We start from the raw sequence: 24,784 nt of genomic DNA on the forward strand, positions 1-24,784 counted from the left end.
CCGAACCAACGCACGATCCCACCGCAAAGGGTCTGTCGTTCAGCATCCGCAAGTTCGGCGACCGGGTCCGCAAAGAAATCGGTCCATTTCAGAATACCCGTGCTGACAGCTCGCGCCACTGCTTGTTCTGTTGTCCGGCAATTGAGCTTGATGAGGCATTGCCAAGTTTTCTGCCGTGGATTGGAATACAAGCCGCGAACTGAGACCCGAAACGGTTCACCCAGAGACGAATCGCTTCATGACTGACGATGACGCCACGCTCCGCCACGAGATCCTCGACATCCGCCCTGCTGATAGCAAACCGATGATATACCCACACCGCATAGGCGATGATTCCGCGCAGAAAACTGAAGCCCTTCAGCCGCGGTAATGAGGTCGGTATGGTCATGGTACCGCGCTATCCGAGAAGGACAACGCGATCAACTTAGCAATGCCTAAATGATCTCTCATTCATGCCTTGGCTGATTTTGGTACGGTGTCGCCGTCGCTCAGAGATCAGATCATCAGGACTTTTTCCCGAGAGTTGGAACAGGATCACTCGTCGGCTTTGGAGATTGCGATTGCCATGCGCAATTGGAATGAAACACACTTGGACACCCAGTTCGCAACCTTGCTCGAAAACAAAGACGTTGATCCGGTCACTCAGTTCGTTATTCAAATCAAATTGGCATCAAAAGACTGAACGCCAATAGTGTTCGCTCAGAATGTTGAAACGGCGCTATCCCCAAAGAACTCGTCACGAACCGCGCAACAGTCCCCGAATAAGCCGACCGATCTATCTGAACAGACGCGGCTCACCCATTCTGTCGTGGATCGAATTCACCATGTCTGGCTTGAGCCCCAGCGCTTGTGACAGCTCATGCAAGTACCGGGCCTCTTTGTTTGTATCCAAATCGATCCCCATGACTGACATCATGTAGACCTGCCCACCCGCCCCTGCCGGAACGTCACGAACCAGCGCGGGCACATCAACGGGCTTGGCAAGCTCGGCCTTGACGAATTCCAGTTCTTCGCGGTCCAGTTCACCAAGATGCTGCGTTAACTGTTCTTTTTCGCTCGCATCTATGCGACCATCCGCTTTTGCCGCCTGAATAAGTGCGCGCAACAACAAACCGGCCATTTCTTCCTGCTCGGGCGATGGCGTGGCTTGCTTTTGACCAAACCCCTCAAGGCTCTGGTTCAGCATGTCGCCAAGCGAGCCTTGTTTTGGTGGATCAAACGGACGTGCAGCGGCCTCCGCACCTGAAAAACTCCCCGTCGAAATCTGGCTGAGTTCGTCCAAGGCGCCACCAAGGCTACCACGGCCTCTGGGTCCATTATCCCCCAGCATTTTCCCGAGCATACCGCCCAAGCCTCCACCCACTGACGAAGACGATTGGGAAGCTGAGCCGCCATAGGGCGCGCCGCGACCCGAAACGCTCCCTGCCGATGCGCCGCCTGACCGGGACATCATGCCCCCAACGCCCTTCGCTATCGCGATACCAACTGCAGCTTTCGCAAGTGTCTTGACCAAACTCATTGTCGCAAATCCTCTGATAGTCTTCCGAAAAATCTCCAATATCGAATATCTGTGTTGACGCGCCGGTTAGTTGACCGGCTGCCAGTCCTCGGACGGATCAAATCCCGTTATGGCGGCCGCCTTTTCCAGCGTGTCCTCGCCCAGTACGGCCTCAAACACGACGCCGTTTTCCGACACCATGAAACTGTGCACACCTGTCTCTCCAAACTCCGCCGGAACGGCCAGAAGAGCGTGACCTGCAACCATGTGACCATTGACGAAATAGTCCATCGCACCGCCGGGTGCCGCATCGGTTTGCTCTGTCAGGATACGGAAATAGTAGCCGGAAAAGGGCTCGGGCGGGTGATCGGTTTCACCATCACTGTAGCCAAGGGCCGAAGCACGCGCGAAAAGCTCGCCCAATAGCGTGTCTTCATCCGCCCAGAACAGCCCATCCCGCTGCTCCGCAGAGGTTGAGATGATCTGGCTTGCAAATTCCCTGACCCCGTCGCCGTCCTGATCCTGCGACCGAAAATCAGCCTGAATTTCGACATAGGCCTCCATCAATTCGATCACATCCAGCTCATTGCTGCCGATCTCGCGCAATCGCACCTCTTCGCGACCTGCATCGTTGTCAAACGACCATGACGTGTCCGTCTTTGCGATGGGCACCGGGAACAGCCACCCTTCCTCGCCAAGTGCGATCAGGACCGAGCCATCGTCTTGCGGCACAAGCCGATATCCTTCTTTGTATAGGGACAGCAGGGCCAGTTTATTGATCTTGTCTTCGACCGGGTTTCCGTCGGAAAGATAGTCCGCAGCGTCCGCCCCGAAGACGGTCAGAACAGCGCCCTCTTCCGGGCTTTTCAAGGCCGCAACCATCGCCTCAAGCGCCTCCTGAGGTGAGTCATACACCGCAGGTTCCGCCCAGACCGGGCTGGAAAACAGCGCAGCCATTGCGGTTACTTTGATCAGCTTATTGGTCATGCTCTCATCCCCTCCGCTTGGCTTTTTTGCCGCTGACCTTGCCACGTTTCGAGGCCTTGCGTGCCTTTTGCCCGCTGGATTTCTTGTGGGTGGCCTTCGGTTTTTTAACCGCCTTGGGCTTGGAGGTTTTGGTGACATGGGACTTAGCCGCCGATGGTTTTTTAACCGCAGGTTTTTTGGCCGGCTTCTTCAGTGCTTTGCTGGGCGTCGGTCGGTTAACCTTGGGCTTGCCCCCATCCTTCATGGTTTTCCGAACCGCTTCCGTTTTGGTCTGCGATCCCGGACGAGAGATATCCGGTGCTCCGGATTTCTGGGACAGTTTGCTTCGTAACGCGTCCGAGCTGCTGTCACTTTTGTTTATCGGCAGCTTGGTCTTACCCCCTTCGTCCTTCTTGGAGGCAATCTTGTCCCGCGCCTGATCTTTCTTTCGATCGTCTGGTGTCCAGCCGGTATTGGGGCGGTTAATGTTGCCATTACCAATATTGTTCCCGCTCCCGATATTGACGTCTTTGTCGATGTTCACGTTGCGATCAACGTCCAGATCAATATCGGGGCTTCGATAGATCGGGCCTCCACCCCATCCACCACAATTCCGGCATCCCCAGTAGTCATTCCAATCGTCATCATCATCGAAAATGGCGTCGATCAGTGCAAAGGTTCCAAATGCCACTGCGCCAGTGACAATGGCATCCCCGACAAGATTGCTGTTGCTGTCAGTATAGACGACCTGAGGGTCATATTGCGGGACATATACAACTTCGGGGTCGGCAGGCTGGATAATGACGTTTTCGTCTTGAGTTACTTCGACGACTTGTTCCTCACCCGACACCAGCGCGCCGTTGTTGATGGCTTGGGTTCGCATGGTCTGAATGGCTGCCATCACTTCGTCACTTTGGGCAAGCATGGCGTCGCCCATGGTTTCGGTCCATTCGATGTGCGTCGCCATGTCTTCGATCACTTCGGGAAAGGCGACGGCCAGAACCTCGACACTTTCGTCCCATTCCTCTGCTTCGACAGCGGCTTGAATGGCCTCGGATTCTTCGCCGTCCATGCTGGCCAGCAACCGGTCGCTTTTGACCACTTCCATTGGACTGGTTGCCGCAACCAGTATCTGAATCAAAAGAGTGTCTGGAAACAGGGCAACCGGTGCGACCAGGTTTTCCAGCTCAGCCTGGGTGAGCAGATCATCATCTGGCACAGGCTCGGCTACACCCTCCTGTTCGGTCTGTGCCCCGACAAGTGTCGGTGCAAAAACCAGAAACACGGGTACAATCCAACGAAAGATACCGGCCATTATTCCCCCCTACAATCACAATCATCCGACGCGCAACTCAGCACGGAGATATTGGGAAAATTTACAACGATATTCGAGTATTCAAATCTCTTTAATGTTGTCCCGGAAGGAATGCCTCTGTAAAGAGGCTTTGGTTCAAATGGTGTCTTTCCAACGCTTTTTTTGGTTAAATCTGATTTCAACAGCCCCCTTTGGGAACTTTTCCTACAGATTTTGTAAGTATCCCGTATTCTCTTCAGACCAAACCTGTCCGATATCGTAGAAAGCCCCATCAAAAGCCCTTGAACATCTTGTTTCTGGCTTCGGTGCCAACGGTGGTAATCCCGCTTTTGTCGACAAAAAACCTGCACGGAAACTAGCAAATTTTCTGTATCTTGTTCGCTGAGCCTTGAACGAATGGCCCGTTATAATGCTGCGATTTATCCCCTGCCGGTTATGATACGGCTCACAAAGCAACCCCGGAAAGGCGTAAAAGATAGGCAGAACGCATCAATGCAAATCCTAGCTCAAACAACCCCATTTGGTGGTACCAATTGCGCAGACCTGCGGTTTAAAGCTCGCAGTAAGATTTTGATTTTGGAGTTCTGGAACATTTTGTATGCGTTCTGCGTCGATAAGATAGTCCACTGTGGAAGCGCCCTCGGACGCTTTCTGGGCGTTTATGACACCAGTTACTCCCACAATTTCAAATGATCCTCTAGCCTTGTAGGGGCTGTCCGTAGACACCATCACGAGTTGGTTGGAGGGCGGAGGGGGAACATGCACACAGAGAGGTACAAAAGCAGCCAAGAGGAACCTGCTGGTACCTTCAGATGTTCGTACAACCGGAATAAAGAACCCCGAAAGATGAATCCGTTTGCCGTCCCATTCCGTTCGCGCACCAAGAGATGATGGTTGTTTCGTCCCGGCAGTAGATTCGTGATTCACGCGCATACGCAAACGTGCCAGTGGCGACGGATCGTCAGGATGGCGAAGGTCTTTCCAGGCAAGATTTGTCACGTCTTCGCTGGCAACCACCATCTGAATTGGCAGGCAGGACAGCATCGCTGATGCTACAAAGTCGCGTCGAGTGAGACCGTTCTTGACTTCGGTTCCTTTCTTTGCGGCATCACCTTCCAGGAGAATACCAGATCGGCGAAGTGTAGGCGCGGTCCTGGATTGAGACCGGAGCATCGGGCGGCAGCTCTACCCCGAAAAACTTACGATCATAAATCGTCCAGCGTGGGGTCGGGATTTCCAAAACGCGGACGTAGTAAAATGCCGACTGCGCCGGATCAAAATCCGGGTCTACCCAGAATCCTGCAAGGATCGCTTGGCCAATCTCATTGGTGTAAGTTGCGGCCTCTCCATCAACTGTGTTGCCGACATCGCCGTCACAACCACTCTCCAACAGGTCTCGCCCGCCACAGACGATGTCATAGACTTTTTCAGACGTTGACCCATCCGCATCAAGCCAGCCCTTTATGATCTGTACACGATCCAAATTGGCACCATCTGGGTCGCGTAAAGCGCGTACTAGAAAACGGGGCGCGCGGTCGGCGCTGACGGGCAGTTCCGCTCCCATTGGGACCCCGTTTGTATAGCCGTGTTCTGCAAAATCTGACCTTGGCAGGTCCGTTTCTTCAAAGTCATAGCCAGCGAAAACCCGAACCCGAATACGCGTGCCGGTGGTTGCGTAGACTTCCTTGCGCATCATTGCGTCAAAAATTGCTTCCCGCGTGTTTTCTCTGGCCCAGACAGCTGCGAGGCCGGAAGCACTCGTTTGCCACGCCCGCAGCCAAGAGTCCTCCGGGCCCAGCCGCCCCGAGACGGCCTCTTCTAAGCGGATAGGATCGGCGGTTGGCTCAAGCTGGGCAGCTTTGCCAAAGAAATTGTCTTCTCCTGTGGTCGACAGGGACGTGTGCGAGTCTGTCGAACCGACCATGCCGAACTTGAAAGGATTGGTCCCGAGTTGAGCCTCATAGGCCGGACCGCGACGCAAGGCTGGGAGGGCGTATTCACCTGGCAGCATCTCGGGTGTCTTGGGTTCATTGCCACCCAGGCTCGCGGTGTCCCATGTTTCGAAATCGGCAAACGCGTCATCCGGAGAGAGCATTGGGTGCGTTTCGCTATCCCCTTTCATCTGGCTGACCTCGAAAAGAGGTTCCCACCTCTGGCGCTTGGCGGCGTAATCCACATCCAGCGCGGTTGTCCCATCAAACCGAACATCCGGAAACATCTGCCCGTTGGACAGGTTTCCATTGTGTGGAATGGCCAGAACCCGTCCGCCTGTTTCCGTTTCCAATTCCTCCATCCACCGCCAGAGTGCTTCCGGGTCAGGATTTAGATCGGCAGACAGCGGGATGCGAGCCTCTGCGACGTCCATTCCATCCCTGTACACAACGACGCGGTGCAGGTTGTTGCCACGCACGGCCGAACTCCATTCAAAGCCAATCATGGGAGTGAACAATCCAGGTTGGTTCGCGGCTTCGGCAGCTTCCTAGGTTTCCACCCAGGGGCCTTTGGGAATTTCCTGATCTGTCGTGAGGGGATTCTTGCCTGCGCCTTTGGCACGAACGAAGAAGTTATAGGCTTCTCCGATGGCCGCGGGTGTTTGAGGTTCAAACAGCGTGTGCAACTCGGCGCCGAACGGATCCGACAAAAGGGCTGGGTCTGCACGGACCAGCATCGGCGCAACGCCCAGTCCTTCGGCATGATCGGCCACCACGAGCCAGTCGAGCGGTCTTTTGAGCCGCGCGGGCTGTCCAGTGGAGGAGGTCACCGTTTCTCCCTTGGCAAACAGGTAAGCCTCTTTAGGTCCCAGCGAGTTGCCTATCATCCCTGCATCCCAGGAATAGGATGTGTGCAAATGCGTATCGCCAAACAGCACTTGATTGGGAAAGTCCTGCGCGGGATAGGCCGAATATACGCGTTCGCCCGGTGCAAAGGGCGGAGCGTCCTGCGCGGAAGCAACCGTTGCGCTCAGCGCGAGGCTCAGGATCAGAGAACGCGCCTTCATTGCTGGCCCCCATTCTGCGGTGTGTACCAGATGGGCGACGTATAAGCGCGCTCTTGTGTGATCATCGGGGTTCCCTCGGGCATTTCGACTCCGAACTTGACGGCGTCGTATGCGGTCCATCTTGGCGTGGGGATTTCAATTACGCGCGCGTAGTAGAAGGCGTGTTCGGAGGCGTCAAAGTCGGGATCCGTCCATACAGCCCCAAGCTCTGGCGCACCAATGGTGTTGGTCCAAGATGGGATTGAGAGATCGACCGTATCTCCGACGGCTGGAAGCTTGCCGTCAGCATCGGGCGTCCGATCACCTCCCCAGGCGACGTCGTAGACCCGCTCCTGTTCTTCACCCGTTTCCGCGTCGATCCATCCTTTGATGATTTGAATTCGATCAAGATTTGCGCCTATCGGATCGCGGAGAGAATAGACCAGAAAGTCAGGGGCCTCACCCTCCGCAGGTGTGGCCAGATCACCGCCCATAGGCACACCACCCGAATAACCAATTCGCGCCAGATCACGCCCCTCAAGCGCGCTTGCGTCGTAATTACCGCCAAAAAAGCGCACCATCATTCTCGGGCCGGTTGTCCCATATGCCTCTTTCCGCTCCATTGCATCGAACAGAGCATCCCGTGTGTTCTCGGTCGCCCAGACAGCGGTCAAACCGGCGGAACTGTAGGCCGTGCCGATATAAGCCGGCTCGCCATCTGCAAATCGTTGACCGGGGTGTTCACCGCGCTCTGGCGACGGCTCACCTGCGGCAAACTTTCCAAAAAAGTTATCGTCTTGAACGGTTGTTAATCCTGAGTGCGTATCCGTCGCTGCACTTGCCCCGAATTTGTACGGATTTACGCCCAATTCTGCTTGCATTGCGAGGCCTCTGAGCAGTCCAGAGCGCGCATATTCTCCAGGCAGCATTTCAGGAATTTTACGCTCGCTAGCATCAAGATTTGCCCAATCCCACGTCTCGTAGTCCGCAAACTCGTCTTCCGGCGATAGGAGTGGGTGCGCTTCGCCATCGCCTTTCAGTTGGCTCCACTCATAGAGCGGTTCCCACTTTTGCCGAGCTTCCGCATAGGCGGCGTCCAGTGGCGTATCGTTGTCGAAATTGTCGACTTTTGAAAACATCCAGCCATTGGAGAGGTTGCCATTGTGCGCAATTGCAAAGGCATCACCGCCTGTTGAAGCTTCGTAATTTTCCAGCCACGCGTAAAGATCGCGCGGATTTGGCGACCCTGTGGGAGGAGACATGGTGAAGGGCACAATCTGCCGTGCCTTGTTCGCTCCGTCTTTGAAAATCACGTTTCGGTGGAGGTTGTTCCCAGCCACCAGAGAAGTCCACTCATAGGCTATGAATGTGGTGAAAACGCCAGGGTCATTGAATGCTTCTGCCGTGTCGATCAGATAGTCCCACACCCGCTCATATGCCGGGTTGCCTGGCTGGTAGTTGAGTGCTGGGGACAGCGTCCCTTGCGCAAATGCAGCGACCAGTTCTTGCGCTGCACGGGCTGCAACTTGCCCACCCTCATTGAAGTCATTGTGGAACTGTCGACCCTGCTCGTCCGCCAGCACATTTGGCGCACCTGAAATGATGTCTGAAATTGCTCCCATTCCGTCGGAATGGTCCGTGATCATGTAAAAATCCAGTGGCCGCGAGAGCTTGACGGGCTGCCCCGTATTCGATGTCACTTGCTCGCCGCGCGCAAACCTATAGGCGTCCTCTGGCGTCAGACGCGTACCGCTTCCGCCCGCATCTGCTGATAGGGCAGTGTGAACATGAGTGTCACCAAAAAAGACGCGATTAGGAAACGCCCGATCTGCATAAGGTGAGTATGCGCGGCCCTTCAGGACATTCTCCGTCGCATCTGGCGGGGCGTCTTGAGCATGCGAACCGGTTGCGAAGATCAGAGCTAAAATGGTCGTGTTTATTCTAAGCATGGTCTCTCACTCCCCTTGCGGTGTGTACCAGATGGGCGACGTGTATCGCCCCAATACAAGCGCGTTTAACCGGGACCGTCTTGGGCGACGACCGCTGTGGATGCCATCAGGAGAGGCGTGATCCAAGCGAGTTCCTTCATCAAAACCTCCTTGTTGGGCTTGTAGAATTACTTGACAGTATCAAGCCTGTCAGGCGAAACCCCGCACGCTCTGACGGAACCGTAGCATTGCGCTTACAAAAACTTTTTCCCCTTCGGGATAATTGATCTATTTTTTTTAGCATGGAAAATCCCTTGGAAGTCTTCGAGACGGATCTGTTGTCAACTTTTGGCGACCCATCTTGGTAATGCGCCCGAGCCGATCCTTTCCGCCGGTCGAATGTTGTCGCGGAACCAGTCCGAGCCAAGCAGCGAAATTTCGACCCTTCTGAAAGCTCTCAGCGGGTGGGCAGAATGCTTGAATGTCCATCGCGGACATCGGCCCAATTCCAGGCATGGTTTGCAAGCGTCGAGCCTCTGCATTGCGGTGTGCGCCTTTCTTAATCTTGATGTCCAGCTCTGCAACTTCGAGGTCAACAGTTTAGGTTTGCCGTAGACAAGCAAGATCGCGGTCGAGATCGGAAGGCATCGTTCATTAACGCGCAGGATCGTTTTGGGTGGCCTCCAATTCAGTTTGCGGGGACGAAGGGTCGAACCGAGATGGTCACGTTTTTGAGGGAGATGGGCGCTGGCCCAGTAGCAGTAGACACTCTGAAACCGGGCGAAATTGAAGGGGCCGATCTTGAGGAAGGCCGTCTGTTGGCTTTCGAGTGCGGCGGATGTCATGGCACGACGCCTGATGAAGTTGGCGCGGGTCAGCATCCTGGCCCCGACCATGTCGGCGTTGTCGGGAGGGCCAAAGCATCAGTCGAAGACTGGATATTGGATGCCAGAAGAACTGAGCATTTTTCTGGCCGATCCATTCAATGTCGTTCCGGGCACCGACATGACCAGAGGTAGTCAACCTGATCGAAAAGCGCAGATAGCAATAATCGCCTATCTCGCCCAACTTAAACCCTAGCGAAGAGTATGTATGGCACTCGAAAACTCAAGGCAGCGCTTCGAACCAGTCGAGCACCGCATCCCGCCAGCCCTTTGGCACACCGTGTCCGCCTTTGGTGACTTTCAGCCGGATCGAGCCGGCGGCACAGTCCATCCAGTCCTTCTGCATCGAGTCATCATCGCCAAAGCTGTTTTCCGCGCTACCCAAACAGGCATTCTCGCGGCGCCAGACATCCACGCCCTTCATGACGTTTCCCTGGTGAAAATCAACACCCTCCCATGTCAGCTGTCGGCCTTCGAACGGCACCATTCGGTCTTTAAAGCCGTGTACGTGAAACAGGTGAACGGGTGCGCTGCACTCTGTGGTCATGGGCTCCCAAAATGCCCCGGCCGCAGCAGCAAAGCCTGTGGCTAACTCTGGCGCTTGGCACGCCGTGTCCCACACCATGGAGCCGCCGCGGGAGAAGCCGGCGATTAGTATTCGCGACGGATCAATACCGAAGCGCTCCACTGCGTCGGCACGCACCGCGCTGATAAAGGCAACATCATCGCGCTCCAGGTCATATCCGTCAGCCACACCCCAATCGAGGTCTTTGTCATTAATACTGGGCTGCCCGCTCGGCATAATCACTGCATAGCCGCGCCGGATGAAAGGATCGACATAGTCGGAATTCCGGATCATCCCTTTCCCAGACCGTCCATAACCGTGCAACCAAATTACGGCAGGCGGTTTATCCGGCACCTCTGGCAAAGCCACGTAGTACTCCCCGCCTTCCAGTGTGCAAGGTGCATCTGGCGCGCCACACTCTCCGTCCGAGGCAAAAGCCGCTTTCGGACTTGCGGCAATAACAGCAATGGCAATACCGAGTTTCAGAATGCAATTTCGTGTTTTGGGTCGCATCAAAAGTGCACCTCTGTTGTTAGGTCACAGAAAATCATAGCACAGCGTTACGCACCTCCGAATGCACTGACCTAAAAGTCTGGGAACCTTCGCCAGAGTTATTCAAACTAGCGGCAAATCGTATGGCGCTGCCTCGAATCGACGTTTTGGTTATGGAGGATTCACCGCAAGGTGTTCAGGCAGCAATAGATGCGGGCATGAGCGTCCTTCAGCTTATCGATTGAAGCACGGGCACTTGATTGCCGTGGTGGGCGTCAGTTATCATTTATCCTCCGCCATTCCTTCAAAGCGCAGCATCGCTCAAACTGGGCTCATCTTCAGGTTTCGCCGCCATTTTCAGTAACACCGGCTCTTGAAGCTCCAATGACTGCATTCCTTGTGGAAAGCCTTAAGATCAAAGGTTTGATGCGACGTGTCGATTGCCGGTCCTGTTCCGTCGAGACTGTTGAACCTGCTGCGATGGCATCCGGCGGCTCAGAGCCCCATATTTCAATTTAGAATTTGATACACCAAATTCGAAGCTAACCGAGTTGAAGGAGAGAATTGATGCCGCAACCCTACCAAGGCGGATGTGAATGCGGCTTGGTTCGGTATGTCATATCTGGCGAGCCGATAGTGATCTACGCGTGTCACTGCACCATTTGCCAATCGCAGTCAGGTAGTGCTTTCGGTCTGGCAATGCGAGTTCATTCAAGTGATTTCCAAATTACTACTGGTGAACTGAAAAGCTTTCAACGACAGGCAGATAGCGGACAGCTCTTCACGAACTCATTTTGCCCAGATTGCGGCACTCGGATTCACCATCATGCCAGCAAAGCGGCTGACCACCTTAGTCTGAAGCCGGGTACGCTTGATGACACGAGTTGGTTGAAACCCACCCACCATGTTTTTGCGAGAAGTGCGCAGCCATGGTTTGTTTTTCCAAGGGATGCTCAGGTTTTCGATACTGTGCCCTCAGATAGGTCATGGCTTACAGGCAACGGCTAAAATGTCACTGTGTCAGCGACCTGCTTATTGAATGAGAGTTCTTCGCTGCGACCAGTTCGAATAGCTGGTCTTCACGCGGCATCGGGACACAGGAATTTACGCCATTACAGATAAGGTCGTGCTTCGTGCGCGCGCAGCGAGAAATTCAAATTCATAGGTTGTGTTCAGAGTCGACCTAGAGGGTGGCGGGGCATCATCTTCAGTTGAGCCGCAGATATAGGATAAGTCTGTCCGGGGTGGGGGACTGCGCTCAAACTCCGATTTGCGCTACAAAACCCATCTACCTGATCAAAAAGCTGGCGACCAGTGAAAGTCCAATCCGAATATTCAGTCTGCGGTGGCGATGCCCTGGCGAAAGTCGTCGAAGGTGGCGTTCACCACGATATGGATTGGTGGGCGAGCTATCTTATCTGACAGGTAACCGCCGTTGGTTGCGAAGCAACCAACGGCAGATATTCAAAGCAGCCGGGTCGCCATACCGCCGTCAACGGCAACCGGAGAACCTGTCACGAAGCTTGCCCGGTCTGAAAGCAAGAACATTGCGGTTTGGGCAATCTCCTTTGGCTCTGCCATGCGTTTTAGGGGATGCAAGCTGGCAATAAAATCGTGCGTCGCAGGGTCATCGCCGGCCATATCGGTTTTAGTGCCGCCCGGCAAAATGGTGTTGATACGGACGCCCTTGGCTGCATGATCGGAAGCCAAAGACTGTGCGAGTCCAATCAGTCCAGCCTTTGATGCGGCATAGGCGCCCATGCCGGGCATTCCCCCATTGCTGAAACCAACAAATGTTCCGGTGAATACAATAGACCCACCACCGCGTTCCTCCAATTCCGGTATCTGCGCTTTTGCCGCGAAGAATGCACTGGAAAGGTTTGTTGCAAGAACCGACTGCCAGTTGTCAGATTCCATTTCGGGAATTGGACCCATCGCGCCCATGGTGCCCGCATTGTTAAATGCACCATCAAGGCCGCCAAATTGCTGTTTCGCCAGATCAACAAGGTCCCTGGAATAAATTTCGTCAGTCACGTCGCCCGCAAGACACACAGCGCGCCCGCCGCTCTGGGTAACCTGCCCAACGAGTGTGTTAAGCTGAGCTTGCCGGCGGGCACCTAACACAACATTCGCCCCTTCCGAGGCAAACAGAAGTGCGGCACCAGCGCCGATTCCGCTGCTCGCGCCGGTAATAATGATGGTTTTGTCTTTAAGTTCCATGGTCATGCCTTTCTGAAATTGCATGCCAATCACCTAAGGAATGATGCGAGTTAGGCGCGACCCGTTACTTGCGGGTGTAGAGTTACATGAGTCGAATGCGCAAGAAACGGATCAATTGGTTGGTCTCAAAAACGGAGCCGTCGTTCGTTCGCGGTAAGCAAACCTCTTTATTGGAATCAGTACCAGGGGTGGGGCAGGCGCAACATCTAAAGGTTAAGCCTTCGCGAACGGCCCATTCCTGCCGTCCAGCGGACACCTTCGATGCTGCGGTGCAGCCCGTCAAACCTGCCGTTCGCTACCAGTACAACATAGGGTATCGGTCGAGCGAACAGTTCGCGGATTTTCTGGACCTTCAGCCCAACGCCTCACACGCGCGTAAACGGTCCCAACCGTGCCTTCCCAGCAGAGTCAAGCGCCGCATCGGAGCTTGACCGAAGCGGCCAATAGTCAAACTCGGGCACACGGAGTTGTGAGAGGTTGAGCACACGATACTGAATTTTAGGTGAAGTCTGTTATCTGTCCCTAAAAAATCCAGTTCTATGTCGCAAAAAAGTATTTAGACAGGCAATTCCGACTTGGATTCGTCTATCTGCTCAATGTCAACCTCGGCCAGCGAAGAAATGACGCAATCCGCAGCCGTTAGTTCACTCTCGTGATCTTCATGAAGAAGACCTACGCAATAGAAACCACCATTCTTTGCCGCTTCGACACCGGAAGAGGAATCCTCGATCACGATACATTCATCCACATTAAGCCCCAGCCCGCTGGCGGCGGTGAGGAATATATCAGGGTTGGGTTTCCCATTTTCGACATCGTCGCCTCCGATAACAACCGGAAAGGCATCCAACAAACCAGCTTTTTCGAGAACGGCTCGGACATTGGCGCTGCTGGAAGCGGCCGCCAGCCCGTAACCCTCCGACTGGCATTGTCTTACGAGGTGCACAGCAGCATCGAAGACACGAAATTCGCCTCGCTCGATCATTTCAACATAATAGTCATTTTTTTTGTCTGCGGCGGTTCTGACTTCATTCTCCGAATGCCGGGTCATGACCGCGCGCGCGCCGTCATAACGAGGGCGCCCATCGACAAGTCGCCGGTATTCCGCCCTTCCAAACTCATACCCGTATTCTTCGAACATGCGTTTCCAAGCAGCAAAATGCGCCGGTACGGTGTCGACCAAAACACCATCGAGGTCAAAGATCAGTCCTTTGATCGGCATGCTGAATCTCCTGGTTCGAGCCTGTGCAAGAAACACGTAGCATGTAAGGATTTTTCTTCAATCGGCTGGCATGTGAATGTTTATATGGCATAATTATTCACGCTGTCAGGATCCTGCTAACGAACAATATTGAACAAATGATCGACGTTAAAAAACTTCCATTTGAAGAACGCGCCCAGTGCGCTGCCTATATGCGCGCAACGCACAACATGTCGCAGGTAGAGATAGGAGCAATTCTTGGTGGCCTGTCTCAACCGCATGTATCGCGGTTACTGAAACACGCTGAACGCCAAAACTACTTGGTCATCGAACAACGCTTCGTCAAAGAACAATTCTCAGACGAGTGGATTGCCCAGATGGACGAAATGCTGGCTCCTTCAGGGTTGAATTCTGATCTGAAGCGATATTGCAACAGGAACAAGCTTAGACCGCCTCGGCTTGGGGTGTTTGAAAGCGGCCCGGGGAACACCGAGGCTGCGCTGTCACAGCGCCGTACCAGGTTTGGACGAACCGCATCCGGGCGATTGATAGAACTGATCGAGAAATCGAACGTCATCGGCGTTGCGTGGGGTCGAACAATCAAGTCTCTGGCAGAAGGGATTGCAGCCTCAAGGCAGCCCATAGATAAGTCGCAAAAGACTGAGTTTGCAGCGGTTTGCGCAGAATTGATGTCGCTGGCTCAGCATGGATACTCTGCCAGCCGGCTTGCCGGAACGTTTGATGAGCTATTTAACGATCAGCCGGAGGATAGCCCTCAGCTCACTGGTTTCCCGGCATACATACCCCGTCACTACGATGAGACCATGCGCCGTTCCATTTGGCAGTACATCTCTGACACCCCGGGATTTCACCGCGTGTTTTCGGGTCCAGACGCATTGATTGATAAAATGGATATGTTGATTTCCAGCGTCGGGTCTTCAAGCACTCCGGTTCTGGGCAGTTTTGAAGAGCTGGTTCAGGCTGGCGGGTTAAGGGCTGACGATCTCCGGCAATTGGTCGTCGGGGACCTTGGCGGTATTTTGATCCCGAGAACCGAAATTTCACAGGCCAAGATGGACCTGATTGACGAGCTGAACGGGCTGTGGACCGGGATCAAAACAGAGCATGTCAAAGCCATCGCAGATCGGGCATTTGACGATCCTGATCAAAGTGGTGTTGTGGTCGTCGCGATTCAGAAGGAACGAGGCGATACGGTATTCGAACTGATCACCCGGGGGCTTGTTAACGAATTGCTCATCGATCACGCGGCAGCGGAACAACTGCACACGCGCGTTGCTGAGGCTCTTGCAGACTGACGATAGCACCTCGGCACACCTTGACCATTCCTGCGAGAAAAATCTTGGTTGTCACGCAGGCTGCGGTGCTAAGACCGCTTCCTCTCCGGCAATCAAAGTAACAGGATGGCCCATCACCTCGATATCCTCTTTCGTGCCGGACGGAGCAATCAGCTTAAACCGACACTCGTCATGAGAAATCAGAACTTCGACGTCATTCCCCTGCCACTTCAGATTAAACCGGATGCCGGACCATGCCTCGGGCAGCCAGGGTTTGAACGTCATCTTGCCGTGCTTGACCCGGAACCCGCCAAACCCACAAACAAGCGACTGCCAGGTGCCACCGGCCGATGCGATATGCATCCCGTCCTGTGTGTTTCCCTGATTGTTGACCAGATCAACAAAGGCAGAACGTTCGAAATAGTGATGGGCCGAGGAAATGTCGCCGACTTCAATCCCCATGATCGAATGAATGGCCGGGCTGAGCGATGATTTGTGCATCGTGCGTTTCTCATAAAACGCATAGTTCGTCTTTTTGATTTCGTCTGAAAACTCGTCGGGCAAGAGATAGTTCAACATGATCACGTCAGGTTGCTTGAGTAGCATCGAGCCATTCAGTGAAAAGTGATCATGCCCCTCCGGGTAGACCGGCATACGGTTTTTGTCCCATTCGGTGATGGGAATGTCCTTGAGCTGGAAATATCCTTCAAATTGCTCAATCAGATTGCGGGACGGGTCAAAGGGAACATAGATTTTTTCGGCCGTTTCCAGCCAATTATCCACTTCCTTTTCTGTTAAATCTAACCGAATCCGCAATTCGTCATGAACCGCTGACGAGGCCTCGCTGAACTCTTTGAAAACACGTGCGGATTGCTCCAGATGCCATTTCGCCATTCGGTTGGTGAACGTGTTGTTGTCGACATGCTCGTGAAACTCGTCCGGCCCAATAACGTTTGTCAGCTCGTACCGGTCCATGTCTTTGTTCCATTCCAGTCGACTGATCCAGAACCGGCTGGTCTGATACAAAACCTCGGCCCCGAAATCGCGAAGGAAATCTTTGTCTCCGGTCGCCGCAACATAACTGAGGATGCCATATGCCACACATGCGGTGACGTGAATCTCTTCTTCTCCGGTCCAGATCCGGTTCGCGCCGTCCGCTGTCCATTTTGGCGTTGTCTCCACCCCGGTATCAGCGGATTCCCACGCGTACTGCGCGCCCTTAAGCCCATTCATGCGGGCATTCTCAAGTGCGCCGTTCAACGTATTGTAACGGTATTTCAGAAGGGCTTTGGCCGTCTCCGGCTGCGTGAATATATAGAATGGCAGCAGGAAGATCTCGGTATCCCAGAAAACGTGACCTTTGTAGCCTTCCCCAGACATGGATTTGGCGCCGATGTTCGCGCGCGGGTCGTTTTCGTTGGCTGCTATAAGCAAGTGATAGATGTTGAAGCGCATCGCCCGCGTTGCTTCAGGATCACCCGTCACCACACAATCACAGGAATCCCATTTTTTGCGCCATGCTGCGGCACTTTCGCTTAGACATGCGGAGAACCCTTTGGCATGCGCGGTCTCCAGAGACGCTTCGCATTTGGCTGCCAATTCCGCGCCGTTCAGATCTCGCGATGTATAAATCGACACCAGCTTTTCGAAAGTCAGACTTTGCCCGTTGAGCGCCTCGACAGAAATGGTTTGCGAAACCTGCTCATAATCAAGGTTTGCGCCTTTGAACTCGCTAAAGGAAGGCCAATCCAAGGCAGACGACATGCCAATCGAAATGCCAGTGTCCAGAGTCAGAGCTTCGATATAGGACGCATCGCTGCTTGCATGTGACTGAGTGACCTTCAGGTGTCGGCTTTTGGCCCATTTTTCCCATTTTACCTCGGGATGGAAATCCGGGTTTCCTTGATAAGCTGGCAATCGATCCAGATTGTATCGATGGGCATCAAGGGCGCTTTCGACAGTGATCTCGGACGAGTGGTTTTCCAGAGTGACGATCAGGCGAATGCCACAGATGTGCTGATCGGCAAAACTGGCAAAGCGGATGCTGGTGATTCGAGTGCGACGGCCTTTGCTATCTTCAAAAACCGTATCTCGGTGGAGAAATCCGGTCTGCAGATCCAACACGCGCTTGTGTTCGACCACTTTACACGTTTGGACATCCAGAATTTCACCTTCGACACGAACCCGAAGCGGCAGCCAGGTCGGCACATTGACCTGATCGATCACCGTCGAGTCATGGTGATCGTAAACACCAGCCAGATAGGTGCCAGACAGCTCTCCTTTGTGACCCTCTTCCAGCGACCCACGTGTGCCCTGATAGCCGTTGCCGACCGTAAAAATGGTCTCCTTGAAGTTCGCTTCATCCAGATTGAATTGGGTTTCTTCGATCAGCCAGTCGCTACTGCTCAGCATTGTCTGCATGTCAGGGCTCCATTCGGGTGATATTTCGGATAATTCAATCGCCGTAGGTTTCGGCAATCTGACGTTCGGTTTCTTCCAGTGATCCGTAGACATCCAGCTCGCTGCTCGAGCAGCGCTGTGCTCCTGCACAGTTTCCGAACTGGCAGGCTGTGACGAAATCGCCAGTCTTGAGGTAGCCAAAAGCCAAACCACCAGCAAAGCTGTCACCGCAGCCCGTGGTATCGACCACATCCTCGACAAGCACTCGCTTGACCAGATGTTCCCGCATCCGGCCGGTTGCATCCTTGTGGTAGACGGCGCAGCCGTGTTGATCCAGCGTGACGTAGAGCGCCTTGACGCCAAGATCCAGGCAGTGCTGGGCGAACTTGGGCAACTGGTCCATCGTGAGTTCGCTTATTTCCTGCAACTCGTCAGAACCGTATTCTCCCTTGAACCAACTGCATTGCGCCTCTTCCAAATTCATCTTCAGAAGGTCGATATGCGGAAGCCAGCGATCTCTATCGATCCAGAATTTATGATACCGTTCGCCATGTGCTGAACACCCGCTGGTGGGACCATGCGCATCAAATACAACCAGACCATCGCTGTTGGCCTTGATGTATCGGATCGTTTCCAACGGAACCTCGAAATCCGTGATCGGAACGAAAACGAAAGCCTCGCAATCCATCAGGTCTTCGATGTCGTCGGGCAGGATCGGGTTCATGAAACCCGTCTGCTTTTCGTTGCGATGGTTCTGATCGACGTAAACCAGATCGATCACCGCGCCCTGATCGGCGTCGCCTGTGACATGGCTGACATCCAGATACGGAAACTCAGACAGCAAGGTGCGAATATTGTCGACGTCCGACCTGCGCACATGGCTGACAACGTTGATCCGCGAACCCGGACCGGCCAGCGAGGACATACAGACCGCTGTATAGACCGCGCAGCCAAATTTATTGAATTTCTCACCCTGATAGCTGGTGATATTGTCCCTTGGGATCGGGCCAAGGACTGCGACATTGATCTTGTCAGACATTTCGATCCCTTGCTTTTATTTGCTGTTTTGCCGGCGGGCGTATGCGTGATTATAGCAGCTTCAGTTCTGATAGATCTGTTCGCTGGTATAGAACCCGCCATCGATCACCGTGCTGTCGATCGTATCTTTTGACACTGCAAAAACAGGGGTGATAACCGTCGGGATTTCCGCGAAACCATTGTCGATCAGCGTATGCTCACCGATCAATTCGCTGATTTCGGCATCCGGAGACTGCGCTATTTTCACGGCAATATCCGCCGCCTCATAGGCCAGAGGTTTGATTTGCTTCCAGATTTCCAGCGCCTGTATGTCATTGGCGACCATTTGGACATTCTTCAGATCAGCATCTGACCCGGCAACAAAGACCTGATCAGCCGATGCCAGATCCTCATCCGACAATGCTGCCAGAACCCCAAAGGCAAGCCCGCTGTTGTTGGCGATGAACGCATCGATGTCGTTGTCATATTCGACCAGTAGGTTCTCGGCAGTGTCTCTGGCCATATCAGGAGACCAGTCTACATGGCTGCGATCCGCAACAAGCTCGAGCCCAGGATGATCGGCAATCACTTTCAGCACACCGCTGCTGAGCGCTTCGGCATTGGCATCACCAGGCTGACCGCGGATCAGGGCGACCCGGCCTTTGACCTCACCGCGGGTATCATTCAGCCAGTCCACCATCGCTTCGGCCTGAAGCTGCCCGACGGCCCAACTGTCCTGCATAACCATGACGTCAAGCGGCCCGTCCTGCAGCATCGAGTCGTACCCGACGACTTTGACGCCTTGATCGTGGGCCAAATCAACAAGGGCACCAGCGGTTGCGGTGTTGACGGGTTGCAGGACCAGAACGTCCACCCCCGATTCCAGCATTTCCTCAACCTGCTGCAACTGACGCAATGGATCATTGCCGCTGCTATCAAAGATCACATCTGCGCCTTGGGATTCCGCGCGTGCAATGAATAGGGATTTGTCAGTCTGGTATCTGGCCTCCTGCATGGTCTTGAGCAGGAACCCGATTGTAGCGTTGTCCTGCGCTGCCGCGATTATTGGCAGCGATGCGGATAGAAGGCCGGCCAAACCCAAAGCTCTGAGGCCGTCTGTGCGTAAGGTTGCTAAAATGGACTGGACCATCGCTTACCTCCCAACTGTCATTCAAGTTTTCGGGGATTTTGGCGTTGCCCCCGGTGCGTGTGACCGGGGGCAGGCCAGCAACATTATTTCTTCTGCATCACATCGAACCAGACGGCGAGGATGATGATCAGGCCCTTGATGATCAACTGATAGAACGTGACCACACCAAGCAGGCTCATGCCGTTGTTCAGGACCCCGATCAACAGAGCACCGATGATGGTTCCGCTCACCTTGCCCGAGCCACCGGCCAAGCTGGTACCGCCGATAACAACCGCCGCAATCGCATCGAGCTCGAACATGGTTCCAAGGTTGGGCGAGGCACCGTTCAGACGCGAGGCCAGGATGATGCCAGCCAGCGCCGACAGAACCGAAATGACCGTATAGACAATCATCTTGGTGCGGACGACGTTGATGCCGGACAGGCGAGCCGCATCTTCGTTTCCGCCAAGCGCATAGAGGCGGCGACCAAAACGGGTGCTGTTCAGCGTATAGATCCCGGCAAATGCAATGACTGCAAAGATCGCAACAGGAACGGGGATCCCTTTGTAGCTGGTGAACACGTGGAAGGCTAAAGCAAAACCACCAATCATCACCGCCCCGTTGACCAGCAGCTCCTGCATATTCACTTCGACGCCATGCGCTTTGCTTTGCTGAACATCCCGGAAGATCGAATAAACAGCAAGCGCAGCACACACGATCAGCACGATACTGGACATCATCGGCGGGATATAAGCACCACCAATCAATGGAAACACATTACTCGTTACCGGTACAGAACTGCCGTTTGTCAGGGTCAGAGCCAAACCGCGTGCAATGGTCAGCATTCCAAGGGTTATGATGAATGGTGGTATGTTGAACTTGGCTATCCAGAACCCGTTCCACAGACCTATTCCGACACCCACGATCAAAAGGGTTGCAGGCACCGCCAATATTGTCGGCACGCCCCATTGCATCATGAGCGTACAGACGACCGCTGATAACCCGACGACAGAGCCAACGGATAGGTCAATACCCGCAATCAGAATGACCATGGTCATGCCTACGGCAATGATCCCGATGATGGTAACCTGACGGGACAGGTTGCTAAGGTTCCTCGCGGTGAAAAACGCGTCGTCGGCAAAGCTGAGCCCAACGACCAGCACGATCAACGCAATTAACGTTGCGTTGTCCTTTATGAAGTTTATCAGGTGGTTTTCCTTGGCGCCGTTGACGCCAACACCTGCAACGTTGCTGTCAGCACTCATTTGCTTCCTCCCTTATGCGCTGCCGGTGGCATACGCCATGATTGCTTCTTTCTTCGCGTCGTCCCGTTCAAAGTTCGACACGATCTCGCCTTCGCACATCACCAGAATCCGGTCACACATGCCCAAAACCTCGGGCAGTTCGGATGAGATCATGATGACCGTGACACCTTGCTGGACCAATTCGTTCAGCAGCTTGTAAATCTCGACCTTGGCGCCGATATCGATCCCGCGCGTAGGTTCATCCAGAATGAACACATCTGGGCGTGAGTTCAGCCACTTACCCAGAATGACCTTCTGCTGGTTGCCGCCGCTGAGCGTGCCAATCACCGTGTCGATCGAGGGTGTTTTGACTCCAAGCTGGTCGACATATTCCTTAACGACTTTGCGCTCCTGCTGGGTGTTGATAATGCCCAGAACCTTGGAACTGATCGTCTCAAGCGAGGAAATCGTCGTGTTGAAGGAAATGGATTTGTCCAGAAACAGACCCAGCGCCTTACGGTCCTCGGTCAGCAGCGCGATGCCGGCATCAATGGCGTCCTTCGGCGATTTGATGTCCAGCTTTTGCCCGTTCAGCTTCACTTCACCGGTGGTCTGGTCTGGATAGGCACCGAATACACCGCCAACCAGCTCGGTCCGGCCAGCGCCCATTAGCCCGGAGATGCCCAATATCTCGCCTTTGCGGGCAACGAAGCTGGCGTTCTTGACCAGATAGCTGCCAGGCAGATCGGGGTTTGTGACGGACAGATCGTTGACCTCTAAAGTCACCTCACCCGGTGTGAAATCGACCTTGGGAAACATATCCTTGATGTCGCGCCCGACCATTCGGGCGATGATCTGATCAAGCGTGATATCCGCGATAGGCGTGACTTCACCGATGGTCTGGCCATCGCGCAGAACCGCAATCCGGTCGGCGATCTGCTCGATCTCTTCCATCTTGTGCGAGATGTAGCACATGCAGACGCCGTCGGCTTTCAGCTTGCGGATGATACGGAAGAGATCCTTGACCTCCTTATCCGTCAGTGCCGACGTAGGTTCGTCCAGCACCAGTATCTCTGCCTTGAGCGACAGCGCCTTTGCAATTTCGACCATCTGCTGTTTGCCCACGGTGATATTCTGCACCAGATCGGTCGGGCGAATGTCGTTGATGCCCAGTTCGGTCAGCAATTTCTGAGTCTCGGCAAAGGTTTGATTCCAGTTGATTCTGCCCTTGGCATCGGTGAATTGGCGATCCAGAAAGATGTTCTCGGCAACCGAAAGGCCGGGGATCAGGTTGAGTTCCTGATAGATGATGCCAATGCCGGCCGCCTCGGCCTCTTTCGTATTCGCGAATCGGACTCTTTCGCCGCGCAGAAAGATATCGCCTTCGTAGGTCGGATACGGCCACACGCCGCTGAGCACTTTCATCAACGTGGATTTGCCCGCTCCGTTTTCTCCCATCAACGCCAGAAGCTCGCCCGAGCGGGCTTCGAAATTGACATTGTTCAGGGCGCGAACTCCGGGAAAATCCTTGATAATACCCTGCATTTTCAGGACGACTTCAGACATGCTTTTTCCCATCACATTCAGAAAGGTGTTTCGGACATTCCCCACCCTGACCGGCAGTCTCGCCGTGAGGGGTTAAGGAAGGAGGGCACCATGAAGCCGCGCGCGGGGAGTACACGCATAGGGAGCCAAATGGCGAAACGCCCTCCTTCAGGAAACAGTCCTTGGGATCAGTTCCCGTAGACCTCTTCCTTGGAGTAGAAGCCGCCAGCGATGATCGTGTCATCGATGTTGTCCTGTGTCACAAGCGTGATCGGAGTCACGATTGTCGGCACATCGGCGAAACCGTTGTTGATAACCTTGTCCACCTCGACCAGATCGGCGGGCGCGGTGTCCGGATCAGCAGCCAGAGCAACGGCCACTTCTGCCGCGGTTTCAGCCAGAGGATCGATCTGCTTCCAGATTTCAACGGCTTGCTTGCCTTGCGCAACATATTGGATATTGGCCAGGTCGGCATCAGATCCGGCTACAAACACTTTGTCTGATGACGCCAGACCCTGTGCTTCCAATGCCGCGATAACACCACGGGCCATGCCGCTGTTGTTGGCGATAAATGCGTCGATGCCGTTGCTGTTTGAAGTAAGCGTGTTTTCCGCAGTCGCCATTGCCTTCTCGGATGACCAACCTTCATGCGCCTGATTGGTCACCAGTTCCAACCCCGGGTTCGCTTCGACAATCTCCAACACACCGCTGCTCATGGCAATCGCGTTGGAGTCGCCGGGTTGACCTTGAATCAAGGCGATCTTGCCGGACACCTCTCCGTTCTTGTCCTGCAGCCATTCGACCATGGCTTCGCCTTGCAGGCGGCCCACGGCCCAGCTGTCTTGCATCACCATCGCATCCAGCGGCCCGTCCACGAGCATCGAGTCATATCCGACGACGCGCACACCTTCGCTGTTTGCCATGCTGACCATGCTTCCGGCGGTACCGGTGTTCACAGGCTGCAACACGATGACGTCTGCGCCCTTGGCAAGCATGTTTTCAAACTTAGCCAGCTGAGTCAGCTCGTCATTGTTCGCTGAATCAAAGATAACTTCGGCGCCCAGTTCCTCTGCTTTCGCAGTAAACGCGGCGCGGTCACGTTTGTAGCGCTCTTCCTGCATGGTTTTCAGCAGAAAGCCAATTTTGACATCGCCTGCATACGCTGTCCCGGCAGTCAGTGCGACAGCGGCGACAGAAAGCAAGGCGGCTCTACGGGTAATGGTCTGCATCAGGGACATATTTCCTCCAGTGTATGTTCCTTGGCTGCCGGGCCAATTGGGCCGACAACGCGAAATGCTTCGCAAATTGTGCTGGGTGCCGGCTAACCGGTGAGAACAAGCGTCAATCTCAAAGCGATAACGCTAACATAGCGGTGAAGATTGAGAGGAGAATTTGTATATTTAGAAAGCATAAATATTCACAGCGCAGTTGGGATCCCTGCGCCCAAAGGGATTTTACATATTTAACAACACCATAATAGGTTGCCACTCACTAATCGAAAACACTGAAGTCTCTTGGTCAGGCCGCGACAGAGTTGTACCGTAATCGCGAAGCGGGTTGTAAAGCCGCGAAATCGGCAATCAAACATCCTGATGAGATCGCCAGGCCGACACCGTCTGGTGTTTTCTCTGTTGGCGTGCTCAAGCGGACCAATAGGTCAATTCATGCAACCGCTGTCGAATGGCCGCTAACCAAGAATGCGAATGGCTATTTCGCGAGAGTAGCGAAGGTCTGCTTTCCGCCCGACGTGCTGATCAAGCATGACCGCTTTGGGCTGATTGCCTCCATCGCACTCGGCAAAGGGAGCGGCGGATTCGTCCGCATTTGTGGAGTTCGACCTATCTAAAGTTTCGCACTCGCAGCGAATGACCGGAAAGCGGGCTGCGATCGCAGCATCTTGGGGTGCCGCCCAATGTCTCCTTGGGGCCGATACTGTTGAAAAACTTCGAATTTGCAGAAACTTAAGTCAAAAATTGCGCGTACAGAGCCGCTAAGTTTTTTCAGCTGAGGGGTCGGATCAAACTTAACACCGGCTGCCTGAGGACGCGTCAACGACTGTCAGCGAAGTCGGAGGTGGACTTTTCGGTTGAACGCCAATTCGCGGAAAAAAC

Annotated in this window: 18 protein-coding genes and 2 pseudogenes; 3 read left to right on the forward strand and 17 right to left on the reverse strand. The window is 54.2% G+C overall.

The genetic code is table 11. The features are described from left to right. Positions 1 to 184: 184 nt before the first annotated feature. From ACR0IK_RS22380 to ACR0IK_RS22415, 8 genes and pseudogenes are all read right to left on the reverse strand, one after another. A pseudogene (locus ACR0IK_RS22380) lies at positions 185 to 388 on the reverse strand (IS6 family transposase); the annotation flags it as partial. A gap of 387 nt (positions 389 to 775) precedes the next feature. Beyond that, positions 776 to 1,519: a DUF533 domain-containing protein gene (locus ACR0IK_RS22385; RefSeq protein WP_480643347.1), complete on the reverse strand. Its 744-nt coding sequence runs from the start codon at positions 1,517 to 1,519 to the stop codon at positions 776 to 778. Positions 1,520 to 1,585: 66 nt separating this feature from the next. Then, entirely contained in the window at positions 1,586 to 2,485 is a 900-nt protein-coding gene (locus ACR0IK_RS22390; protein WP_480643348.1) for a DUF2950 family protein, read from the reverse strand. Between the two features lie 4 nt (positions 2,486 to 2,489). Next, complete coding sequence (locus ACR0IK_RS22395) at positions 2,490 to 3,779, reverse strand: DUF3300 domain-containing protein (RefSeq protein WP_480643350.1); 1,290 nt, start codon at positions 3,777 to 3,779, stop codon at positions 2,490 to 2,492. Positions 3,780 to 4,280: 501 nt separating this feature from the next. After that, the gene (locus ACR0IK_RS22400) at positions 4,281 to 4,952 is read right to left on the reverse strand and encodes a DUF3299 domain-containing protein (RefSeq protein ID WP_480643351.1); all 672 of its coding nucleotides are present in this window, start codon (positions 4,950 to 4,952) and stop codon (positions 4,281 to 4,283) included. Continuing rightward, a pseudogene (locus ACR0IK_RS22405) lies at positions 4,888 to 6,777 on the reverse strand (DUF3604 domain-containing protein). The gene ACR0IK_RS22400 and the pseudogene ACR0IK_RS22405 overlap by 65 nt, the downstream one beginning before the upstream one ends. Next, positions 6,774 to 8,705, reverse strand: a complete 1,932-nt coding sequence (locus ACR0IK_RS22410) for a DUF3604 domain-containing protein (RefSeq protein WP_480643353.1) — start codon at positions 8,703 to 8,705, stop codon at positions 6,774 to 6,776. Before ACR0IK_RS22410 ends, ACR0IK_RS22405 begins: the two are co-directional and overlap by 4 nt. Before the next feature lie 276 nt (positions 8,706 to 8,981). Continuing rightward, entirely contained in the window at positions 8,982 to 9,209 is a 228-nt protein-coding gene (locus tag ACR0IK_RS22415; protein ID WP_480643355.1) for a transposase, read from the reverse strand. 318 nt (positions 9,210 to 9,527) lie between these two features. On the opposite strand from ACR0IK_RS22415, the gene ACR0IK_RS22420 reads away from it, so the two are divergent. Further along, entirely contained in the window at positions 9,528 to 9,764 is a 237-nt protein-coding gene (locus ACR0IK_RS22420) for a c-type cytochrome (RefSeq protein WP_480643356.1), read from the forward strand. A 27-nt stretch (positions 9,765 to 9,791) separates the two neighbouring features. Here the strand turns inward: ACR0IK_RS22420 and ACR0IK_RS22425 are convergent, their stop codons facing one another. Further along, positions 9,792 to 10,646, reverse strand: coding sequence for a CE1 family esterase (locus ACR0IK_RS22425; RefSeq protein WP_480643358.1), 855 nt, complete (start codon positions 10,644 to 10,646; stop codon positions 9,792 to 9,794). Positions 10,647 to 11,192: 546 nt separating this feature from the next. Between ACR0IK_RS22425 and ACR0IK_RS22430 the strand changes: the two genes are divergently transcribed. Further along, positions 11,193 to 11,633, forward strand: coding sequence for a GFA family protein (locus tag ACR0IK_RS22430; RefSeq protein ID WP_480643360.1), 441 nt, complete (start codon positions 11,193 to 11,195; stop codon positions 11,631 to 11,633). 456 nt (positions 11,634 to 12,089) lie between these two features. Here the strand turns inward: ACR0IK_RS22430 and ACR0IK_RS22435 are convergent, their stop codons facing one another. Together ACR0IK_RS22435 and ACR0IK_RS22440 are read right to left on the reverse strand one after the other, a co-directional pair. Then, positions 12,090 to 12,845 carry an SDR family oxidoreductase gene (locus tag ACR0IK_RS22435; RefSeq protein WP_480643369.1) on the reverse strand — a complete coding sequence of 252 codons (756 nt, stop codon included), beginning with the start codon at positions 12,843 to 12,845 and terminating at the stop codon, positions 12,090 to 12,092. A 556-nt stretch (positions 12,846 to 13,401) separates the two neighbouring features. Next, positions 13,402 to 14,064, reverse strand: coding sequence for an HAD family hydrolase (locus tag ACR0IK_RS22440; RefSeq protein WP_170546590.1), 663 nt, complete (start codon positions 14,062 to 14,064; stop codon positions 13,402 to 13,404). A 137-nt stretch (positions 14,065 to 14,201) separates the two neighbouring features. On the opposite strand from ACR0IK_RS22440, the gene ACR0IK_RS22445 reads away from it, so the two are divergent. Continuing rightward, a complete protein-coding gene (locus tag ACR0IK_RS22445; RefSeq protein WP_170451110.1) occupies positions 14,202 to 15,359 on the forward strand; it encodes a sugar-binding transcriptional regulator in 1,158 nt (385 codons plus the stop codon). Positions 15,360 to 15,410: 51 nt separating this feature from the next. On the opposite strand, the gene ACR0IK_RS22450 is transcribed toward ACR0IK_RS22445, so the two are convergent. The 6 genes from ACR0IK_RS22450 to ACR0IK_RS22475 form a co-directional block, all read right to left on the reverse strand. After that, positions 15,411 to 17,759 carry a glycoside hydrolase family 65 protein gene (locus ACR0IK_RS22450; protein WP_480643362.1) on the reverse strand — a complete coding sequence of 783 codons (2,349 nt, stop codon included), beginning with the start codon at positions 17,757 to 17,759 and terminating at the stop codon, positions 15,411 to 15,413. 34 nt (positions 17,760 to 17,793) lie between these two features. Further along, entirely contained in the window at positions 17,794 to 18,777 is a 984-nt protein-coding gene (locus tag ACR0IK_RS22455) for a carbohydrate kinase family protein (RefSeq protein ID WP_170546584.1), read from the reverse strand. 60 nt (positions 18,778 to 18,837) lie between these two features. Next, positions 18,838 to 19,905, reverse strand: coding sequence for a substrate-binding domain-containing protein (locus ACR0IK_RS22460; RefSeq protein ID WP_480643363.1), 1,068 nt, complete (start codon positions 19,903 to 19,905; stop codon positions 18,838 to 18,840). Between the two features lie 83 nt (positions 19,906 to 19,988). Continuing rightward, complete coding sequence (locus ACR0IK_RS22465) at positions 19,989 to 21,149, reverse strand: sugar ABC transporter permease (RefSeq protein WP_217354249.1); 1,161 nt, start codon at positions 21,147 to 21,149, stop codon at positions 19,989 to 19,991. 12 nt (positions 21,150 to 21,161) lie between these two features. Further along, positions 21,162 to 22,694, reverse strand: a complete 1,533-nt coding sequence (locus tag ACR0IK_RS22470) for a sugar ABC transporter ATP-binding protein (protein ID WP_170403614.1) — start codon at positions 22,692 to 22,694, stop codon at positions 21,162 to 21,164. Positions 22,695 to 22,861: 167 nt separating this feature from the next. Then, on the reverse strand, positions 22,862 to 23,911 hold the full coding sequence (locus ACR0IK_RS22475; protein ID WP_480627353.1) for a sugar ABC transporter substrate-binding protein: 1,050 nt from the start codon (positions 23,909 to 23,911) through the stop codon (positions 22,862 to 22,864). Positions 23,912 to 24,784: the final 873 nt, after the last annotated feature.

The organism is Ruegeria sp. BF7 (genome assembly GCF_056538605.1).

Coding starts and splice junctions, on each gene's coding strand:
- ACR0IK_RS22450 (WP_480643362.1), bottom strand. CDS start 17,759: ATGCAGACAATGCTGAGCAGTAGCGACTGGCTGATCGAAGAAACCCAA.
- ACR0IK_RS22425 (WP_480643358.1), bottom strand. CDS start 10,646: ATGCGACCCAAAACACGAAATTGCATTCTGAAACTCGGTATTGCCATT.
- ACR0IK_RS22460 (WP_480643363.1), bottom strand. CDS start 19,905: ATGGTCCAGTCCATTTTAGCAACCTTACGCACAGACGGCCTCAGAGCT.
- ACR0IK_RS22440 (WP_170546590.1), bottom strand. CDS start 14,064: ATGCCGATCAAAGGACTGATCTTTGACCTCGATGGTGTTTTGGTCGAC.
- ACR0IK_RS22420 (WP_480643356.1), top strand. CDS start 9,528: ATGGCACGACGCCTGATGAAGTTGGCGCGGGTCAGCATCCTGGCCCCG.
- ACR0IK_RS22445 (WP_170451110.1), top strand. CDS start 14,202: ATGATCGACGTTAAAAAACTTCCATTTGAAGAACGCGCCCAGTGCGCT.
- ACR0IK_RS22390 (WP_480643348.1), bottom strand. CDS start 2,485: ATGACCAATAAGCTGATCAAAGTAACCGCAATGGCTGCGCTGTTTTCC.
- ACR0IK_RS22385 (WP_480643347.1), bottom strand. CDS start 1,519: ATGAGTTTGGTCAAGACACTTGCGAAAGCTGCAGTTGGTATCGCGATA.
- ACR0IK_RS22395 (WP_480643350.1), bottom strand. CDS start 3,779: ATGGCCGGTATCTTTCGTTGGATTGTACCCGTGTTTCTGGTTTTTGCA.
- ACR0IK_RS22455 (WP_170546584.1), bottom strand. CDS start 18,777: ATGTCTGACAAGATCAATGTCGCAGTCCTTGGCCCGATCCCAAGGGAC.
- ACR0IK_RS22430 (WP_480643360.1), top strand. CDS start 11,193: ATGCCGCAACCCTACCAAGGCGGATGTGAATGCGGCTTGGTTCGGTAT.
- ACR0IK_RS22470 (WP_170403614.1), bottom strand. CDS start 22,694: ATGTCTGAAGTCGTCCTGAAAATGCAGGGTATTATCAAGGATTTTCCC.
- ACR0IK_RS22435 (WP_480643369.1), bottom strand. CDS start 12,845: ATGGAACTTAAAGACAAAACCATCATTATTACCGGCGCGAGCAGCGGA.
- ACR0IK_RS22400 (WP_480643351.1), bottom strand. CDS start 4,952: ATGCTCCGGTCTCAATCCAGGACCGCGCCTACACTTCGCCGATCTGGT.
- ACR0IK_RS22410 (WP_480643353.1), bottom strand. CDS start 8,705: ATGCTTAGAATAAACACGACCATTTTAGCTCTGATCTTCGCAACCGGT.
- ACR0IK_RS22465 (WP_217354249.1), bottom strand. CDS start 21,149: ATGAGTGCTGACAGCAACGTTGCAGGTGTTGGCGTCAACGGCGCCAAG.
- ACR0IK_RS22475 (WP_480627353.1), bottom strand. CDS start 23,911: ATGTCCCTGATGCAGACCATTACCCGTAGAGCCGCCTTGCTTTCTGTC.